Annotated in this window: 18 protein-coding genes and 1 tRNA gene; 5 read left to right on the plus strand and 14 right to left on the minus strand. The window is 60.6% G+C overall.

From position 1 onward, the window contains the following. Nucleotides 1–9: 9 nt before the first annotated feature. From nuoK to DAAHT2_RS09805, 11 genes are all read right to left on the minus strand, one after another. Entirely contained in the window at nt 10–336 is a 327-nt protein-coding gene (nuoK, locus tag DAAHT2_RS09760; RefSeq protein WP_013164126.1) for an NADH-quinone oxidoreductase subunit NuoK, read from the minus strand. A 200-nt stretch (nt 337–536) separates the two neighbouring features. Continuing rightward, complete coding sequence (locus DAAHT2_RS09765) at nt 537–1,058, minus strand: NADH-quinone oxidoreductase subunit J family protein (RefSeq protein ID WP_013164127.1); 522 nt, start codon at nt 1,056–1,058, stop codon at nt 537–539. Further along, complete coding sequence (locus DAAHT2_RS09770; protein WP_013164128.1) at nt 1,055–1,495, minus strand: NuoI/complex I 23 kDa subunit family protein; 441 nt, start codon at nt 1,493–1,495, stop codon at nt 1,055–1,057. The genes DAAHT2_RS09765 and DAAHT2_RS09770 overlap by 4 nt, the downstream gene beginning before the upstream one ends. A gap of 1 nt (nt 1,496) precedes the next feature. Further along, nucleotides 1,497–2,486, minus strand: a complete 990-nt coding sequence (nuoH, locus tag DAAHT2_RS09775; protein ID WP_013164129.1) for an NADH-quinone oxidoreductase subunit NuoH — start codon at nt 2,484–2,486, stop codon at nt 1,497–1,499. A 13-nt stretch (nt 2,487–2,499) separates the two neighbouring features. Further along, on the minus strand, nt 2,500–3,618 hold the full coding sequence (locus DAAHT2_RS09780; RefSeq protein WP_013164130.1) for an NADH-quinone oxidoreductase subunit D: 1,119 nt from the start codon (nt 3,616–3,618) through the stop codon (nt 2,500–2,502). After that, entirely contained in the window at nt 3,615–4,232 is a 618-nt protein-coding gene (locus DAAHT2_RS09785; protein ID WP_013164131.1) for an NADH-quinone oxidoreductase subunit C, read from the minus strand. The genes DAAHT2_RS09780 and DAAHT2_RS09785 overlap by 4 nt, the downstream gene beginning before the upstream one ends. Continuing rightward, the gene (locus tag DAAHT2_RS09790; RefSeq protein ID WP_013164132.1) at nt 4,229–4,762 is read right to left on the minus strand and encodes an NADH-quinone oxidoreductase subunit B; all 534 of its coding nucleotides are present in this window, start codon (nt 4,760–4,762) and stop codon (nt 4,229–4,231) included. Before DAAHT2_RS09790 ends, DAAHT2_RS09785 begins: the two co-directional genes overlap by 4 nt. Then, nucleotides 4,759–5,151, minus strand: coding sequence for an NADH-quinone oxidoreductase subunit A (locus tag DAAHT2_RS09795; RefSeq protein ID WP_013164133.1), 393 nt, complete (start codon nt 5,149–5,151; stop codon nt 4,759–4,761). The genes DAAHT2_RS09790 and DAAHT2_RS09795 overlap by 4 nt, the downstream gene beginning before the upstream one ends. A 160-nt stretch (nt 5,152–5,311) precedes the next feature. Next, nucleotides 5,312–6,820 (minus strand): UDP-N-acetylmuramate:L-alanyl-gamma-D-glutamyl-meso-diaminopimelate ligase, encoded by a 1,509-nt coding sequence (gene mpl, locus DAAHT2_RS09800; protein ID WP_013164134.1) that lies wholly within the window; start codon nt 6,818–6,820, stop codon nt 5,312–5,314. 15 nt (nt 6,821–6,835) lie between these two features. Further along, nucleotides 6,836–7,045, minus strand: a complete 210-nt coding sequence (locus tag DAAHT2_RS14675) for a hypothetical protein (RefSeq protein WP_013164135.1) — start codon at nt 7,043–7,045, stop codon at nt 6,836–6,838. 260 nt (nt 7,046–7,305) lie between these two features. Then, nucleotides 7,306–7,381, minus strand: a tRNA-Ala gene (locus DAAHT2_RS09805). A 304-nt stretch (nt 7,382–7,685) separates the two neighbouring features. Between DAAHT2_RS09805 and DAAHT2_RS09810 the strand changes: the two genes are divergently transcribed. From DAAHT2_RS09810 to rodA, 5 genes are all read left to right on the plus strand, one after another. After that, complete coding sequence (locus DAAHT2_RS09810) at nt 7,686–8,717, plus strand: rod shape-determining protein (protein WP_013164136.1); 1,032 nt, start codon at nt 7,686–7,688, stop codon at nt 8,715–8,717. A gap of 124 nt (nt 8,718–8,841) precedes the next feature. Beyond that, nucleotides 8,842–9,684 carry a rod shape-determining protein MreC gene (mreC, locus tag DAAHT2_RS09815; protein ID WP_013164137.1) on the plus strand — a complete coding sequence of 281 codons (843 nt, stop codon included), beginning with the start codon at nt 8,842–8,844 and terminating at the stop codon, nt 9,682–9,684. A 9-nt stretch (nt 9,685–9,693) separates the two neighbouring features. After that, the gene (mreD, locus tag DAAHT2_RS09820) at nt 9,694–10,230 is read left to right on the plus strand and encodes a rod shape-determining protein MreD (RefSeq protein ID WP_013164138.1); all 537 of its coding nucleotides are present in this window, start codon (nt 9,694–9,696) and stop codon (nt 10,228–10,230) included. A gap of 9 nt (nt 10,231–10,239) precedes the next feature. Continuing rightward, nucleotides 10,240–12,132, plus strand: a complete 1,893-nt coding sequence (gene mrdA / locus DAAHT2_RS09825; RefSeq protein ID WP_013164139.1) for a penicillin-binding protein 2 — start codon at nt 10,240–10,242, stop codon at nt 12,130–12,132. A 6-nt stretch (nt 12,133–12,138) separates the two neighbouring features. After that, nucleotides 12,139–13,251, plus strand: a complete 1,113-nt coding sequence (rodA, locus tag DAAHT2_RS09830; RefSeq protein ID WP_013164140.1) for a rod shape-determining protein RodA — start codon at nt 12,139–12,141, stop codon at nt 13,249–13,251. A 97-nt stretch (nt 13,252–13,348) separates the two neighbouring features. Here rodA and hemH read toward each other — a convergent pair whose 3' ends face one another. From hemH to hemE, 3 genes are all read right to left on the minus strand, one after another. Beyond that, nucleotides 13,349–14,347 carry a ferrochelatase gene (gene hemH / locus DAAHT2_RS09835; protein WP_013164141.1) on the minus strand — a complete coding sequence of 333 codons (999 nt, stop codon included), beginning with the start codon at nt 14,345–14,347 and terminating at the stop codon, nt 13,349–13,351. Between the two features lie 82 nt (nt 14,348–14,429). Further along, nucleotides 14,430–14,978, minus strand: coding sequence for an HD domain-containing protein (locus DAAHT2_RS09840; protein ID WP_245526841.1), 549 nt, complete (start codon nt 14,976–14,978; stop codon nt 14,430–14,432). A gap of 51 nt (nt 14,979–15,029) precedes the next feature. After that, nucleotides 15,030–16,067 carry a uroporphyrinogen decarboxylase gene (gene hemE, locus DAAHT2_RS09845; RefSeq protein ID WP_013164143.1) on the minus strand — a complete coding sequence of 346 codons (1,038 nt, stop codon included), beginning with the start codon at nt 16,065–16,067 and terminating at the stop codon, nt 15,030–15,032. Nucleotides 16,068–16,088 lie beyond the last annotated feature (21 nt).

Here is a 16,088-nt window from a genome sequence, read left to right on the forward strand (position 1 = left end):
ATCCTTGGGTTACCCCGCCAGCTCCGCCGTCTCTTCGGGGTCGATGGACTTGTAGTTACGGTAAACCGCGACGATGATACTTAGAATAATGGCCGCTTCCGCCGCCGCCAGCCCCATGATAAAGAGGGCGAAGATCTGCCCCACCGCCGGGTCGGCCACCAGGAAGCGGTTGAAGGCCATGAAGTTCACCGAAGCGGCACAAAGCACCAGTTCGGCGGAGATCAGAATCCCGATCAGGCTGCGGTTTTTCAGCATCCCATAAATCCCGAAGCCAAACAGCAGCGCGGCAATCAGCAAATAGGTCTCAAGCGTATTGTAAACAACCGGTATTTCCATGGTCTCTCCACAGTGCGCGGCCCCATCGGGCCAAACAAACTGGCAAGTTGCCCCCCATCACTACCAAGTCACCCGCAAACACCCCCGACAGTGGCGTAAAACTTTCGCCGGTGCCGCAGGTTGCGGCAAGCGGACCGGCGCCGCGTACATCAGTACGCAAGCCGGGCCGATCGCCGCAAGATGCGGCGCCGGCGGAAGTTTTACCGGCGGCCGCGGCGGGCCAGGACTAGTGAACCGATGATGGCCACCAGCAAAATCAGGGAAATCAGTTCAAAACTGACCACAAAGGTGGTCATCATCGCCCGCCCCACATCTTCCAGGGCACCGGCATTAACCTGACTGGACGCTTCCGGCCAGGAGGTCCGCAGGGCCAGGGCGGCCAGCCCCCAGGCCATCAGGGCGGCGGCGGCAAAAGCCCCCGGCCCGGCCAGGGGATGGGCCCGTTCCAGCCTTTTTGCCCCCTGGGGTTCGGCCAGCATCACCGCAAAGACAATGGCCACACAGACCGCTCCGGCATAAATCAGAACCTGCATCAGGGCCAGGAAGGGGCTTTGCAGGAAATAATAAATCCCGGCCACCCCCACCAGGCAAAGGGCCAGACCGCACACCGCCCGGATCAGGTTGACGGCGTTGGTGGCCACCAGGGCGCCGAAGATGATCAGCAGGATGAAGCCGAAGAAAACCACCCCGGCCAGTCCTTCTACGGTAAATAATGGCGTCATCGCCTCCGTTCCTCGCAACGTTTTAGCAGGTCAAAGACAAAATCTTCGGCCTTGAAACCGGCCAGGTTGTATTCTTTGGAAAAATCCAGGGCGTCGGTGGGACAGCTTTCCACACAGAGCCCGCAGAGGCTGCATTTGGTAAAATCCAGCCGGTAGCCGGTGAGCACCTTTTTCTTGGCCCCTTCGGGTTTTTCACTCTTAAGCGTGATGCAGCCCGACGGGCAGTTGCGCTGGCACATGCCGCAGGCGATGCACTTGTTGCCGCTCTCGGCATCCGGCACCAGATCGATATGGCCCCGGTAGCGCGGCGCCATTTTCACCGCCTGGCGGGGGTACTGCAGGGTCACCACCGGCCGGATCATGTACTTGAAGGTGATCCCCAGGCCTACTACCAGGCTTTTACAGCCATCGTAAATTTCTTTAAAATAGCCGCTCATCTTAAAACACCTTCAGCATGGCCGCGGTAACCACCAGGACGGCCAGGGAAAAGGGCACCAGCACCTTCCAGGAGAGGTTCAGCAAGCCGTAAAGGGTGGTCCGGGGGTAGGTCCAGCGAATCCACATCACCACGAAGACCAGCAGGTAAGTCTTGATCAGCAGCCAGTGTACCCCGGGCAGGATGCCCAAGGGACATTGCCAGCCGCCGAGAAAGAGGATGCTGGCCAGGGCGCAGCCGACAAAGACATGGCCGTACTCACCCAGGAAGAACAGGCCGAAGCCCATGCCCCCGTACTCGGTATGAAAGCCGGCCACCAGCTCGCTTTCCGCCTCGCCCAGGTCAAACGGGGCCCGGTTGGTTTCGGCCATGGCGCAGACAAAGAAGATCAGGAAGGCCACCGGCAGCAGAATACTGCCGTTCCAGGGGAAGATGTACCACTGCAGCAGGTTTTGCTGCTGGCCGACGATGGTGTTGAGGTTCATGGTGCCGGTGATCATCACCACGCTCACCACGGTGATCAGCATCGGCACCTCGTAGGCGACGTTCTGCGAAACCGCCCGGGTGGCGGAGATCACCGCGTACTTGTTGTTGGAACCCCAGCCACCCATGAGCAGGGCCAGGACGTTGACCGAGGCGATGGCGAAGACCAGCAGCAGGCCAATGTTGAGGTCGACGGCCACCAGGGCCGGGCCGAAGGGAATCACCACAAAGACCATCACCGCGGTGATCATGGTCAGGGCCGGGGCCAGGCGGTAGAGGATGGGGTCGGCCTTGGCCGGCACCACCAACTGCTTGCTCATCAGCTTAATACCGTCGGCCAGCGACTGGATAATACCGAACGGCCCGACCTCCTTGGGTCCGATGCGGCGCTGAATATGGCCGGCCACCTTCCGTTCCAGCCAGACCGAGAAGGCAGCGTTAAGCCCCACCAGGGCCATGATGCCGCCGACAAAGGCCAAAACCCGGAATATTTCTGGCATCTCACTCATAAATTCATCACTCCTAACGGTCGATGTCCGGAATTACCAGGTCCAGGCTACCAAACAGGGCCACCGCATCGGCCAGCAGCAGGCCGCGAGCCGCCTCGCCGAAAAGGCTGACATTGCTGAAACAGGGTGAGCGCAGCTTGAGGCGATAGGGAGTGTTGCTGCCGTCGCTGACCAGCCGCACCCCGAAGGAACCCCGAGCCGCCTCGACGGCGTGGTAATAATCCCCCTTGGGCGGCTTGATGATCTTGGGCACCTTTTCCGCCATTACCGGCCCGTCTGGCAGTTTATCCAGCCCCTGTTCTACGATGCGCAGGCTCTGCTCGATTTCATCCATCCGCACCAGGTAGCGGGCCATGGAGTCGCCCTGCTCGTACACCGGGATATCAAAATCAAACTCCGGGTAGACCGAATAGGGCTCGTGCTTGCGCACGTCGTAGGGAATGCCCGAGCCGCGGGCCACCGGTCCGGTGGCGCCGTACTTGCGGCACATCTCCCCGGTCACCACGCCGATACCCTCCAGCCGTTGGCGCAGGATGATGTTCTTAGTGATCAGGTTGTGATACATGGGCAGCGCTTCCCGGATCCGCTTAACCACCGCCCGGGCGCCGGCCTCGAACTGGTCGTCGACGTCGTTGTACAGACCGCCAAAGCGGAAATAACAGTAAGTCAGGCGGGAACCGGTGACCCGTTCCAGCAGGTCGAGAATCTGCTCACGATCGTCCATGGTGTACAGCAGGGGGGTGAAGCCGCCCAGGTCAAGCACGAAGGCGCCCAACCAGAGCAGATGACTGGAAACCCGGTTCAACTCCACGGTGATCACCCGCAGGTACTCAGCCCGTTCCGGCACGGCAATGCCGGCGGCCCGCTCCACCGCGGCCACATAACCGTGGTTGTAAGCCATGGCCGAAAGATAGTCCAACCGGCTGGGGTTGGGCAAAAACTGATGGTAGGTACGATTTTCCCCCATCTTTTCGTGCATCCGGTGGATATAGCCCAAAACCGGCTCGGCCTCGACGATAAACTCGCCATCCATCAGGAGTTTGACCCGCAGGGCCCCATGGGTGGCCGGATGCTGCGGCCCCATGTTGAGGACGAAGGTTTCGTAGGCGGGATCGGCGGCCAGTTGGCTCATGGCTTATAATCCTTGCGCAGGGGGTGAAAATCGGCGTCTTCCGGCAACAGCAACGGCGACAGATCGGGATGCCCGGTAAAGACCAAGCCGAAAAAGTCGTGGGTTTCCCGCTCATGCCAGTTGGCGCCGGGGTAAATATCGGAGATGGTCGGCAGCTGAGGCTGGCTGCGGGGGACCCGGGTGCGGAGGACGACCCGGCAAAGCTCCTGGTAGTGGTTAAAATCGTACACCACCTCAAAGCTGTCTTCCACCGGCTCCGGTGCCGCTGCCGGCTCCTCTGCCGCCGGCGCCGGCGGTGATTCTGAAGCTGCTGCCGGCGCCGCTGCCGCTTCGCCCTGCTCAGCCGCCTCAGCGGCGGCTTTTTCCGCCGCTTTTTTAGCCGCCTCCGCCTTCTTGGCCGCTTCCTTGGCCAGGGCCTCCTGTTCACCCAGCCAGTCGACCCCGGTAATGGCCTCGATGAAGTAACCCTCCTGGTCGAGCACCCGCGCCGCTGCCGCGATCTCCCCGGAAGGAACGCTTACCTCAAGATGGACACCACGGGCGGGGTGATCGCCGGTGGTCACCCGGGCGCCGGGCACTGCTGCCAGGGCCTTTTCCAGCGCAACGGCCTTCATGGGCCCACCTCCGGTTCCACCCTGGGGAAACGGCGGCTGCCGGTGAGTTTTTCCTCCAGCAGCAGCAGGCCTTCGATGAGGGCCTCGGGCCGGGGCGGGCAACCGGGAATGTACACATCCACCGGTAAAATCTTATCGGCCCCTTCGACAATGCCGTACTGGCCTTCAAAGACAAAGGGCCCCCCGGAAATGGCACAGTTGCCCATGGCGATCACCCACTTGGGGTGCGGCATCTGTTCGTACAGGGTAACGATGGCCGGGGCCATTTTTTTACTGATGGTGCCGGCCACGATCATCACGTCGGACTGCTTGGGAGCGGGGCGGAAGACCCCGGCCCCGAAACGGTCCAGGTCAAAACGAGAAGCGCCGGTGGCCATCATCTCGATGGCGCAGCAGGCCAGGCCGAAGGTCATGGGCCACAGCGAGTTGGCCCGGCCCAGGTTGAGCAGTTTGTCCAGAACCGCGAACTGCACCACCGGGGGGTGGTCGTCCTGCGGCCGCTGTTCGGAGTGGTTGGGCAGTTTAATCATACTCTCCGTTCCCACTGAAAAATTCCTTTTTTCCAGGCGTAAACCACGGCCAGCGCCAAGGTGTCAATAAACAGAAAAACGACGATGAAATCGAGCAGGGCGGAGCCGAGGATAACTTCTTTGGCGTAGATCAGGGCTACCGGGAGAAGAAACAGGACGTCGACGGCGAAAGCGAGAAAAATCAGGGCATAGAGATAGTAGACAATACCGAAGCGAACCCAGGCTTCGCCGATGGGCTGCATGCCGCACTCGTAAAGGGTGTCGGTTTGGACTTGGCGGGTGCGGGGAGCGAGCAGCAGGGAGATGATGACCGGACCCAGGGCGAAGGCCACACCTCCGAGGAAAAAAGCCACCACGTACAAGAGATTAATCAGGTATTCCTGTTCCACTCTTTCTCTCCTTATCCCCACGGAAGCTACTTCCCGAACCCCTCCGGAAAACAGAATCTGCACTTGCTTTTAGCCGGGGTGCAAGGCAAGGTCAAGAAAAAAATGAATAGTTATTCAGAAAAATACCGACCGGCGGCGCCACCTGACCGGCCACAGATGATTAATCACGCCCCCCGCGCTCGGTGCCCCCGAGACGCGCCAGCAACCGCTGGTGGATGTTATCGAAACCGCCGTTACTGAGAATCGCCACCACATCGCCGGGGCGACTGTCGACTGCCAGTTGGTCGATGATCTCCTGCACCTCGGCAAAGGCCCGGGCCGGAAGCCCGGCGGCGGTCAGGTCGGCGGCCAGGCGCTGGACGGAAAAGCGTTCGTCGACCGGGATCGCCTCCAGCCCTTCCGGCTCGCGGATCAGCACCCGGTCGGCGGCGGCAAAGACCGACACATACGCCTCCTGGAAAACCCGGCGGCGGCTGGAGTTGGTGCGGGGCTCGAAAACCGCCACCAGCCGGCGACCGGGGTAGGCCGCCTTGAGCGCGGCCAAGGTTTCCCGCACCGCCGTGGGGTGATGGGCAAAATCGTCAATCACCGTGACGCCGCCCACCTCGCCGCGCACCTCCTGGCGCCGGCGCACCCCGGTGAAAGCAGCCAGACCGGCGGCAATTTCCGCCGGCGGCACCCCAAGATGATCAAGCACGGCGATCACCGCCAGGGCGTTAAGGGCGTTATGCCGGCCCGGCATGGGACTGAAAAATTCACCGAAAAGCTCACCCTGCCGCAACACCGTAAACCCGGTGCCCCCGGGGCTGACCGTCAGCTTGTCCAGTCGCCAGTCGGCACCCTCTCCTGCCCCCTCCCCGTAACCCAGCACCGGACAAGGGGCGACGGCCACCAGTTCCCGCACCACCGGGTCATCGACAAAGGCCACCAGCCGCCCTTGGGGCGGCATCAGGGCCACCAGACGGGCAAAGGCGGTCTTGACCGCCGCCAGATCGGCGTAGATATCGGCGTGATCAAACTCCACCCCGGTGAGAATGCAGACCTCCGGGGCGTAGTGGAGAAACTTGGGGCCTTTATCGAAAAAGGCGGTGTCGTACTCATCCCCTTCACTAACGAAAAAGGGGCCGCCGCCGGTGCGCGAGCTGCGCCCAAAGGCCTGGACAATACCGCCGATCATAAAACCGGGATCCAGCCCGGCGTGGTCCAGCATGGTGGCCAGCAGGGAAGAGGTGGTGGTTTTGCCGTGGGTACCGGCCACCACCAGAGAGCGGCGGCCGGCCAGGAAATAATGGCGCAGGGCCTGGGGAAAAGAGAGGTAGGGCAAACGCCGGCGGCCCAGCTCCAGGGCCTCAGGGTTGTCCGCCCTGATCACATTGCCGACAATCACCAGATCCGGGCTGCCGGCCAGGTTTTGCGGGCCGTAGCCCTCCTGCACCTCGATCCCCAGCCCGGCGAGGTAATCGCTCATGGGGGGATAAACCTTCTGGTCGGAGCCGCTGACCGCCACCCCCCGCTCCAGCAGCATCCCGGCCAGGGCGGCCATTCCGGTACCGCCGATCCCCATCAGGTGCACTTTGTGAACCCGGGCCGGCGGCTGGTTGAGGGCCGGGTCCAGGCCAGACGACGCAGGAGACCCAAGGGGCAAAGCGGCTGAAACAGTAGGCGCCATCAGGAACAACCGGCCTCAGGAACGCACGGTATCGCGGACGGTACCGTGAATCTCGCGAAAGGTCTCGCTGAAATTGACCGGCGAGAGCCGCCCGACCTCGATGAATTTGACCACAATCTCTTTGGCCACCTTCAGCACCGTTTCGTCACTCACCGGTCGCCCAACGACCTCTCCCTTACCCGGTGCCGCCGCCTGCCCGGCACTGTCTGAAGAACCAGCATGCATACCATTCACCCCTAAAATCATCCCCAACAAGGGTTGAAAAGGCTTCGCCAGACGCGAAGCCAGTCAAGACTAAAAAAAAGCCTCTGCCGTTGATGAAGAAGGCCAATTCAACGGTCAGCGGCAGAGGCCCCTGGTCTCGAGAAAAACCGGCCAGGCCCTCCCCGACGGAACCAGAAGGGGCATGTTATTCAAAATTTAAAAACAAGGAAACCAAAAAAGCAGATAATCAGATAAAGAACGGAGTAAGAAACTTAAGGAATTGGTGGAGCTAAGCGGGATCGAACCGCTGACCTCTTGAATGCCATTCAAGCGCTCTCCCAGCTGAGCTATAGCCCCACACCAAAGAGGAAAAAACTGCTGAAGCGAACCGGAGCGGAGATTTGCCCGGCCGCGAAGTTTCCCCGTTTACCATGCCGCCCCGGACACTGTCAAGTTTTTTCCCGCCCCCACTTTCACCCCCGGCTTCGTCGCGACGCGCCCCGGCCAAACCGGGAAAATATCTTTAATTCCCTTGGATTAATTGTTGCCAGGGGGGCAAGACTCTGCTAGAGTTTCCCTGTTTTAGCATCTTAACTTCACCGTAGGCTCACACCCGACGGCACCTCACGAAAATTTTCACCGCATAAACGAGAGGACCACAATGTTCCTTGACTCCGTCTTCGGCTTTCTTTCCAACGACCTGGCCATCGACCTGGGCACCGCCAACACCCTGGTTTTCGTCAAGGGCAAAGGAATCGTCCTGCGCGAACCATCCGTGGTGGCGGTACGCAAGGATGCCCGCACCAACAAGGTGCTGGCCGTGGGCAAGGAAGCCAAGATGATGCTGGGCCGTACCCCCGGCAACATCACCGCCATCCGCCCCATCAAAGATGGGGTGATTGCCGACTTTGAAGTAACCGAGGCCATGCTGCGCTACTTCATCAACAAAGTGCATAACCGCCGCACCCTGGTGCACCCCCGCATCATCATCAGCGTCCCCTCCGGGATCACCCAGGTGGAAAAACGGGCGGTCAAGGAATCGGCCGAGTCCGCCGGGGCCCGCGAGGTGTACCTCATTGAGGAGCCCATGGCGGCGGCCATCGGCGCCGGGTTACCGATCACCGAACCCACCGCCAACATGGTGGTGGATATCGGCGGCGGCACCACCGAGGTGGCGGTGATCTCTTTGGCCGGGGTGGTTTATGCCAGCTCGGTGCGGGTGGCCGGCGACAAGATGGACGAGTCCATCATGCATTATATCAAGCGCCGCCACAACCTGGCCATCGGCGAGCACACCTCGGAGGTAATTAAAACCACCGTGGCCGACGTGCTGCCGGAAGAGCCTTTTGAAACCATGGAAATCAAAGGCCGGGACCTGGTTTCCGGGGTTCCCAAAACCCTGGTGATCTCCTCCGAGGAGATCCGTCAAGCCATCACCGAACAGGTGGATGCCATTATCGAGGCCGTCAAGATGGCCCTGGAGTTGACCCCGCCGGAACTGGCCGCCGATATCGTTGACCAGGGCGTGGTGCTGACCGGGGGCGGTGCGTTGCTGCGAAACCTGGACAAACGCTTGCGCGATGAAACAGGGGTGCCGGTAATCATCGCCGAGGACCCCCTTTCCTCGGTGGTGTTGGGGTCCGGCAAGGCGCTGGAAAACCTGGATGTCTTGAAGGAAGTCCTGACCAGCTGAGTCCGGAATGATCTCACCCCGGCGCACGGCTGTAACGCACCCTGATACAATATTAAGCTAAGCGATCACAGGACATCCCGTGGTCGCTTATTAATTGGAGTATGGTTACGCCTAGGTTTCCCCTGTGATCAGCTACAAAAAAAAAGGCAAACGCGCCCGGCAGGCCCGCAACCTGCTGGTTTTCGGTTTTATCGCCGCCCTGCTGGTGATCATTATTGTGGCCTCGCTGGGCCGCAAAGAGTTCAACGTCTTCCACAAGCTCGGCCTGGAGGTAGTGGGGGTAGCCCAGGCGGTCAGCACCGGCATCAGCGGCTACTTCGGCGGCATCTGGTCCGATTACCGGGAGCTGATCAACGTGCGGGAAGAAAACCGGCGCCTGCGGGAGGAATTGCGCCAGCACAAGGCCGCCACCAGCCAGTACCGGGAAGCGGTGGCCACCAACGTGCGGCTGAAAAAACTGCTGGAGTTGCGGGAGTCTCTGCCGGACCCCACCATCACCGCCCGGGTCATCGGCCGGGATTCTTCATTATGGTTTAAAACCATCACCATCGACCGGGGCAGCAGCGACGGCATTGAACGCGGCATGCCGGTGGTAACGGTGGAAGGGGTGGTCGGCCAGGTGATCAACACTTCTCCCAACTACGCCAAAGTGCTGCTGGCCAACGACCCCAACAGCGCCATCGACGTGATCGTGCAAAAAAACCGGGTTCAGGGTATAATTAAAGGCGATGGCGACGGCTTCACCCTGCATTACGTCCTGCGCACTTCAGACGTCGCCCCTGGCGACCATGTCATCACCTCCGGGCTGGGCGGCGTTTTTCCCAAGGGCCTGCCGGTGGGCCAGGTGTCGGAGGTCATCAGGGCCCGGCGGGGCATGTTTCAAACTATCCAGGTAGAGCCGGCGGCGGACTTTTCCCGGCTTGAACACCTGATCATCATCATGAAAAAGTCATCGCTGGCGGAATAATTTTTGTACATGAGCCCCGTTTTTTTCGGCTTCGGCATACTGCTTCTGGTACTGCAGACCACGACCTTCCACCTGTTGCCGTCGTGGCTGGGGCGCCCCGACCTGCTCTTTTTGCTGCTCTGTTTCATCATCATTTATTTTGAAACCGGCCCCGGCCTGATCCTTACCCTGCTGCTGGGCATGCTGGTGGATGTCTTTTCCGGCATCCACCTCGGGGTCCACTCCCTGGCCTACCTGCTGCTTTTCCTGGTGCTCCGCACCATGGTCCGAAACCTGGCGATTCAGGGCAGCCCGCACCAGGTCCCTCTGGTGATCACCGGCTACTTGGCCACCACCAGCTTTGTCCATCTGCTGGCCACCCTGCTTGCTCCGGAAAATCCGGTGCTCTGGACCTGGCCGCTGCTGTTGCAGAATGTTATTATCCTGGGCATTATCTGCCTGCCCTTCTTTCATCTGTGCCAGCGCCTGATGACCTTGCTCGCCGAGCGGCCACCCCGGTCCTGGATACCTTTGCGCCGCCGTCCACCCAATCGTTTCAAGGTCTGATCAACTGCCATGCTTAGACCCGTAGGCAACATCACCAAAATGGATCCGGCCGAGCTGAAGATGCTCAAGAAACGGACCGATGCCGCCACCGCCATCATCTTCTTTATTGTGGCCATACTGGTCCTGCGTCTCTGGCACCTGCAAATCCAGCAGGGCGGCGAGTATTTGCAGCGCTCGGAAAGCAACCGCATCCGGGTGCAGCAACTGGCGGCACCCCGGGGTAACCTGGTTGACCGCCACGGTCAAACCCTGGTCACCAACCGGCCCCGGTTCAATGTCATCTGGATCCGTGAAGACGCCCCCCATCCCGACGAGGTTATCCGCCAACTGGCCCGGATTCTCGAATTGGATATCAGCGAATTGCTGGACCGCATCCGGGCCGGCGCCGACCAGCCGCGCTTCATACCCACCCGCCTCAAAGAGGATATCGACTGGCGCACCCTGGTACAGATCGAAAACAACAGCTTCAACCTGCCCGGAGTCCAGATCGAGGTCCAGCCCAGCCGTAACTACCTGCACGGCAACCTGGCCTCGCATTTGGTGGGCTACCTGGGGGAAATCAACCAGCGCGAACTGGAAATGTTCCGGCACCAGGATTATCGCGCCGGCGACCCCATCGGCAAAATGGGGCTGGAAAGACTGTTTGAAACCTACCTGCGCGGTGAAAAGGGTCGCAGTTACGTCGAGGTCGATGTCCGCGGCTTTGCCCAAAAACAACTGCAGATCCAGGAACCCCTGCCCGGCAACGATCTGCAGTTGACCCTGGATCTGCAGATGCAGAAAGTCGCCGAAGAGGGCCTGCGGGATGCCGCCGGGGCGGTGGTGGCCATGGAGGTTAACAGCGGCCGGCTGCTGGTCATGGCCAGTGCCCCGGAGTTGCCGGTGGAAAGTTTTGTCGGCGGGATTCCACGTGCGCTATGGCAGGGCCTGCTGGATGATCGGCGGGCGCCGCTGCTCAACAAGCCGGTGCAGGGTCAGTACGCACCCGGCTCGACCTACAAAGTCATTACCACCCTGGCCGCCCTGGAGGAGGAAGTAATCACCCCGGAAACCTCCTTTCAATGCAACGGCAGCATTATTTTTCAGGGTCGCCGCTACCACTGCTGGCAACGGCGGGGGCACGGACAGGTCAAGTTGCGCCAGGCCATGGCCGAATCCTGTGATGTCTACTTTTATTATCTGGGCCAGCGCCTGGGGGTTGACACCCTGGCCAAATACGCTCGTCTGATGGGCCTGGGGCAAAAAACCGAAATCGTGCTGGAACATGAAAAGGAGGGGCTGGTCCCCACCGCCGAATGGAAAAGGCAACGCCACCGGGAGCCCTGGCAGGATGGCGAGACGCTGTCGGTGTCCATCGGGCAGGGCTTCAACCTTGCCACCCCGCTGCAGATAACCCGGATGACGGCGGCAGTGGCCAACGGCGGCCGCTTTTACCGACCCAAACTGGTATCTGCCATCATCGATCCCGAGGGCGAGGTGGTGCAGGAACTCCAGCCGGAACCGGAAAGAGAAGTCGGGGAAGTCAGCAACGAGTCCTGGGAGCTGCTGCGGGAGATCCTGGTGGCCTCGGTGATGGACCAGCGGGCCACCGGCCGTTCCGCCCGGATCAAAGATATCACCGTAGCCGGTAAAACCGGGACCTCGCAAGTGGTCCGACTGTCTCAGATCGAGCACTTTGAAGAAGATGAAATCCCTTACCACCTCAGGGATCATGCCTGGTTTACGGCCTATGCCCCGGCGGAAAAGCCGGAGGTGGCGGTTACGGTGCTGGTGGAACACGGCGGTAGCGGCGGCGCGGTGGCCGCCCCGCTGGCCAAAGCCGTGCTGGAGGCTTACTTTCGCCAACAGGAAGATCCGACGCTGCCGGCAACCGCCGAGCAAAAACAGCAGGACGAGGAATAACCGGCCATGTTTCGTTTTGATCGACGTCTGTTACAAAGTTTCGACTGGGTAATGCTGGTCGCCGTTCTCATTGTCGCCCTGCTCGGCCTGCTCAACCTGTACAGCGCCGCCTCCCTGCACAAAGGCTTCGGCACCTCGGTCTTTATCAAGCAGATTTACTACTATCTGCTTGGATTTCTGGCTATTATGGCCATCCTGATGGTGGACTACAAGGTGCTCACCAAATGGAGCTACCCTCTTTATGTGATGACGATTTTTCTACTGCTGGCGGCCCTCTTTTTCGGCTCCGAAGTGGCGGGAACACAACGCTGGATCAACCTGGGCTTCTTTCGCCTGCAGCCTTCGGAACCGGCCAAGCTGATGCTGGTAATCATCCTGGCCAGCTACTATTACCGCAAGGACACCGGGGCCGGCTTCACCTTTAAAGAGCTGATTATCCCCATGGGGCTGACCATTGTACCCTTTGCCCTGATCGTCAAGCAGCCAGATCTTGGCACCGCCATGATGATGATCATCATCTTTGTTTCCATGACCCTCTTTGTGAAGCTGAAATGGTCCACCCTGGCAACTTTAGCCGGCATCGGCCTGTCCTTTGTGCCGCTGGTCTGGCTTTTTTACCTCAAACCATACCAGCGGCAGCGTATTCTTACTTTTTTCAACCCCGAAAGCGACCCCTTGGGCAGCGGCTATCACATCGCCCAGTCAAAAATCGCCGTGGGCAGCGGCGCCACTTTCGGCAAGGGCTATATGCAGGGCACCCAGGCCCAATTAGACTTTTTGCCCGAGCGCCACACCGACTTTGCCTTTTCGGTCTGGGCCGAGGAATGGGGCTTTGTCGGCTCGCTTTTCTTTCTGGCCTGCTATTTTTTCATTATTCTCTGGGGGCTCAATATCGCACTGACCGCGCGGGATAAATTCGGCGTGCTGCTGGCCTTCGGCATCGTTGCTCTGATCTTCTGGCAGGCTTTCATCAACCTGGGCATGGTACTGGGGCTGCTGCCGGTGGTGGGCATGCCGCTGCCGCTGTTCAGCTACGGCGGTTCTTCCCTGCTTACCACCCTGGCCGCCATCGGTATTTTAATGAATATCCGAATGCGAAGATTTATGACCGGCAGCTGAAGAGGCAGCAGCACCGCATCTTGCGGCACTGCTGCCCCTTCAGCTTTCAGCTTCTTCGGTGCTTTGGTGCTGCTGAACGAGACTTCGTGAGCGGCGGTTAGGGGACTAACTGGGCCAGGGCTTCGATGAGGTCGGGGTGGGTGTTCAGGGCCGGGGGGCGGACCAGGCGGATGCCCAGGCTCCGGGCCAGTTCCCGGTACTGGATGTCGATTTCATACAGGGTTTCCACATGGTCGGAGACGAAACTGATGGGTACCATGAGCACATTAACCACCCCGTTCGCCGCCAGTTGCCTGAGCATGTCCGGGGTGGAGGGCTCCAGCCAGCGCACCGGGCCGCTGCGGCTTTGAAAGCAGAGCTGGCCCGGTAGACCGGTGAGTTTCTCCAGCGCCGCGATGGTGCGCTGGATATGCTCCAGGTACGGGTCACCCGCTTCGATGAAGCTCACCGGCAAACTGTGGGCGCTGTAAACCACGCTGTACTCCTCGCCGGCGAAATTTGTTGCCCCTTCGGCCAAGGTGGTGGCCAGGGCCCTGATATAAGCGGGATGATCGGGCCAGGCCTCGATCTGCTCAATGGCAAAGGGAAAACCCGACTCGGCGGCGGCGCGTTTGAGGTCGTTTAAAGAGGAGCCGGTGGTGGCTCGGGAATAATGCGGATACAGGGGCAGCGCCAGCAGGCGGCTGACCCCCGCCTGGGCAAACTCCGCCAGAGTTTCAGCGGCCAGCGGATGCCAGTAGCGCATGGCACAGCGCACCATATAATCGCCCCTGCCGGCCAGGCGCGCAGCCAGGGCCCGGCCCTGTTCGGCGGAAATCCTGGCCAGCGGCGAGCCGCCGCCGATCAGGCGGTAGGCTTCCCGGCTTTTGGGCGCCCGTTTTTTAACGATCCGGCGGGCGATGATCTTCTGCAGCCAGGGCCAGGGCCCCAGCCTGATAATCTCCCGATCGGCAAAGAGGTTGCGCAAAAAAGGCTCCACCTCATCCAGGGCCTCGGGGCCGCCCATATTGAGCAGCACCACCCCCAGCGTCGACGCCGGGGCCGAAGCGGTCTCGCTCCCCGGTTGTACCTGTGCGTTTTCCCCGCTGCCGATCATCAAACCAGTCCCTCCCCAAGACTTTGCTCAACGTAAGCGAACAGCCCGTAATACCTGTAGGTTAGTGCCCCTGGTGGAACGGTTACTGCTCAACAACCAGGCAGTCGGCCAGTTCTTCCGGGGCCATGGGCAGGCGGGCAAAGAGGTTATTTTCCAGCCGGCGGCAGAGGGCAAAATTTTGCCGGATCAGTTCCTGGCGCGCCGGGTCCCGGGGGGCATAGCGGCGAATCACATCATCCCGGCGCTCCTCCAGGCTTACCAGCCGGTCGTGGTTGACCCGCTTGTCGGCATAAAAAACAATCTCCCGCTCTCCGCAGCGGCCGTTGAATCCATCATGTAAATGCACATGTTCCGCCACCAGCGGGGCCAACTCTTCGTAGCCATGCTCCCGGCAGATCTCTGCCCCGAGTTCGGCGTGGGAACAATCGCCATCAAAACACAAGGCTTTGGCGATATCGTGCAACAGCGCCCCGGCCACCGCCAGATCAACCCGCACCGGTTCGCCCTGATCCGCCAACCCCTGGGCCAGGCATTCCGCAACCCGGGCCACCAGCAGGGAATGGGCCCGGATATGGGCCGGCATCCGGTAGTGGTCCATTAAGCGTAAGCAGTCGGCCTGACTGGGAATCATAGTGGCAACTTTCCAGCTGATCACGGGGTCCAAGGGGCATCCAGCCACCGCTTAAGCACGACGGCTTAAGCGGTGCACCGCGTCCACCATGAACTTGGCCTGCTCCGGCGGAATCTCAGGCAAAATGCCGTGGCCCAAGTTGAAGATATGCCCATCGGCGGCTTTGCCCTGCTCCAGGATCCGGGCCACCCGTTCTTCCAGCTTGTCGTGGGGCAACAGCAGGGCGCAGGGGTCCAGGTTACCTTGCAGGGCAATACCGGGACCGACGATTTTCGCCGCCTCATCCAGGTTGATCCGCCAGTCCAGCCCCAGCACGTCGGCCCCCACGGTCTTGCTCTGCTCCAGCAGGGTGGCGCCGTTGTTGGCGAAATAGATCAGGGGAACATCAACCCCGCTTTCCTTCAAGGCGCTGATGATCCGCTTGACATAGGGCAGAGCAAATTCGGCGAAATCCCGGGGGGCCAGGACACCGGCCCAGGAATCGAAGATCTGCAGCGCCTGGGCCCCGGCCGCCGCCTGAGCCTTGAGATAGAGGATGGTGCTCTCGGTGATCTTATCCAGCAGCCGGCCGTACAACTCCGGGGCGGTGTACATCATCTTCTTGGTCAAAAAGAAGTTTTTGCTGGAGCCACCCTCGATCATGTAAGTAGCGTTGGTAAACGGCGCCCCGGCAAAGCCGATCAGCGGCACTTTATTGGCCAGCTCCTTGCGCAGCAGGCGGATGGCGGCCATCACATAGCCCAGCTTGTCCTCGGGGTCAGGTACGATCAGGCGATCCACCGCCGCCTGATCCCTTACCGGCTCGGGAAAAACCGGGCCGCGGTTTTCATGAAACTCCAGGGGGGCCCCCATGGCCTCGGGGATCACCAGGATATCGGAAAATAAAATGGCGGCATCCACCCCGATCAGATCAACCGGCTGGATGGTCACCTCGGCAGCGGCCTCCGGGGTTTTGCACATATCCAGGAAGGTGTATTTGCTGCGCACGGTATGATATTCCGGCAGGTAACGGCCGGCCTGGCGCATCATCCACACGGGAGTGTAATCAACGGGTTCGCCCCGGCAGGCTTGCAAGAAAGTGGTGTTCATAAGGGATTCCTGTTTTTTGAG

The organism is Desulfurivibrio alkaliphilus AHT 2, assembly GCF_000092205.1.
GTDB lineage: Bacteria > Desulfobacterota > Desulfobulbia > Desulfobulbales > Desulfurivibrionaceae > Desulfurivibrio > Desulfurivibrio alkaliphilus.